Annotated in this window: 2 protein-coding genes; both read left to right on the forward strand. The window is 69.1% G+C overall.

Annotation, left to right across the window (positions count from 1 at the left end; all coding sequences use genetic code 11):
* A partial coding sequence (locus B0I31_RS39835; protein WP_483880264.1) for a VOC family protein occupies positions 1–370 on the forward strand: 370 nt, incomplete at its 5' end.
* A 1,134-nt stretch (positions 371–1,504) separates the two neighbouring features.
* Positions 1,505–2,238 (forward strand): RICIN domain-containing protein (locus B0I31_RS39845; RefSeq protein ID WP_181320788.1); only part of this gene is annotated, 734 nt, incomplete at its 3' end.

The raw sequence follows: 2,238 nt of genomic DNA on the forward strand, positions 1-2,238 counted from the left end.
GTTCGAGGAGTTCGCGGCGGCCATGCGCAAGACGCACGGGAAGCTGCTCATCTCCGGCATCCCGCGGATGACCCGACCCCGGCTGCGCAACGACCACTACACCGGATTCGTGGTCATCGACCCGGGCGGCAACTGGATCCGGATCACCAGGGAGCAGGCGGAACCCGAGGCCACGACCCGACTGGCCAAGGCCATGGAGAACGCCGCGCGCATGGCCGACTCGCACGGTGACGACCGCCAGGGGTTGAAGATCCTCGAAGGTGCGCTGAAGAAAGCGGTTGGCGACGAGCCCGAGTTCCAGGCGGCCACCGAGTACCGGGACGAGCTGGTCGAGCGGGTCAGGGGATCCGCGCCGCATCCAGGCGCTTGAGCGCTGCGCGGACCACTTCGGGGTCGTAGGTCATCCAGAACGGCGGCAACGAGGCCGCAGGATCCGGTGCCTGAGGACAAGCCGTCTCCGACGCAGCGTGCCATCTGATGTCGCCCGCTGACCTCATGGGGAATGCCGTCGCCCCGGCAGATCGCTGCCGGGGCGACGTTCAGCCAGCCGGTCGCTATACCGGCGGTGTGCCCAACTGCGCCGCCGCAGCACTGCTCAACATCACGGCGACCAACCCCTGCGCGACGGGGGCACCTGATGCCTTCCCGACTGCACCACACGAACTCCGCGATCCTCCCCATCGGCGCTAACAGCCGCGTCAACCTCTACCCGAACGCGACCACGGATGTCGGCGTCATCGGCTACTTCGCCCCGGGTGGCAAGAGCTACCTGCTGCCTGTGTCACCGCTGCGCAGGTTCGACACCCGCACCGGCCTCGGCGGTTCCACCGGTGCGCTGGCAGGCAGGTCGACCACCCAGTGCGATGCGGTTGACTGGCACTCCTCGGACGCTCCTCCGCCGCCACGGACGTCGAACTACCGGTGCTGCAGCACGAGGTCGCCGTGCTGCGCCGGACCAATCCTCGCCTGCGGTCGGACTGGGCCGACACGAAGTCTGCCAAGCACGGCGACCGCCGCGGTGACGGCGACCGACCCCGACGCGCGGCTGGTGGCGGATTGCGTGCCGACGTGTTGCGGACGCACTTCCGGTTCCGCGGGCGTGGTCCGGACCGGTTCTCGGCGGCCACCGCCGGGCGGAATGCGACCACTGGTTCCTCGATTGTTCACAAGTGTGACCGGTATCCGCCGATTCTGTTCACGAGTATGACTGCCCGCATTGATCCCACAGCCGGCGGATGATCGACTGGACCGCCTTCCACCTGGGCGTTCGATCGTATTCGACACCTACCCGGCGTCAGCCGCCGAAACCGTTATTGACCGGCCACTTCCGGGCCATCTAACATCCGGCGGGAAAGCGGTTTCCCACAACGACGTGAGAAAGCACCTCGGATGCGCGGTGTGGGCCATCGCGTGTCGGCGGATTTCTCGCCGGCGGGTTCCATCCGGCGTGAATAGTCGCCACCGCCGGTTCCGGCGTCCGGGTGAGTCAGAAGCGGAGTAGTCGATGCATGTTCAACCTTCCCCCCCACGCGCCGCACGGCCGCGCGGCGCGCGATGGCGCGCGGGCCTGGCAGCGGCGGCGGGCGCCACGGCGTTGGCCGCCACGCTCGTCGCCTGGCCGATCACGACCGCCTCGGCGGCGATCGGCGCGGGCACGTACACGGTGAAGAACGTGGGCACCGGACACTGCCTCAACGTCCCCAACGCGACCACGACCGCGGGCGTCCAGCTCCAGCAGGCGTCGTGCGGCAGCGACAGCAGCCAGCAGTGGAAGCTCACGGCGGTCAGCGGCGGGTACCGGATCAGCTCGGTCGCCACGGGCCTGTGCGTCGGCGTGCAGGACGCGTCCACGTCGGCGGGCAAGGCGGTCCAGCAGGTCGCGTGCACCGGCGGCCCCGGCCAGACCTGGACGGCGACCGCGAGCGGCAGCAACTACCGCCTGGTCGACACCAACAGCACCAAGTGCATGAACATCAAGGACAGCTCCACCGCCGTCGGCGCCGGGGTGCAGATCAACTCCTGCGACAGCGTGGCCACCAAGCAGTGGACGTTGACCCCGGTGAGCGGTGTGCCGACCTCGACGTCGACCTCCACTTCCACGTCCACGTCGACATCCACCAGCACGACGACGTCGACGACGACGACCACCACCACGACGTCGAACCCGCCCGCGGGCGTCGCGACCGGCTTCGCGTCCCAGAACGGCGGGACCACCGGCGGACAGGGCGGGGCGAGGGT

The organism is Saccharothrix carnea, assembly GCF_003014735.1.
In the GTDB taxonomy this organism is placed as follows: domain Bacteria; phylum Actinomycetota; class Actinomycetes; order Mycobacteriales; family Pseudonocardiaceae; genus Actinosynnema; species Actinosynnema carneum.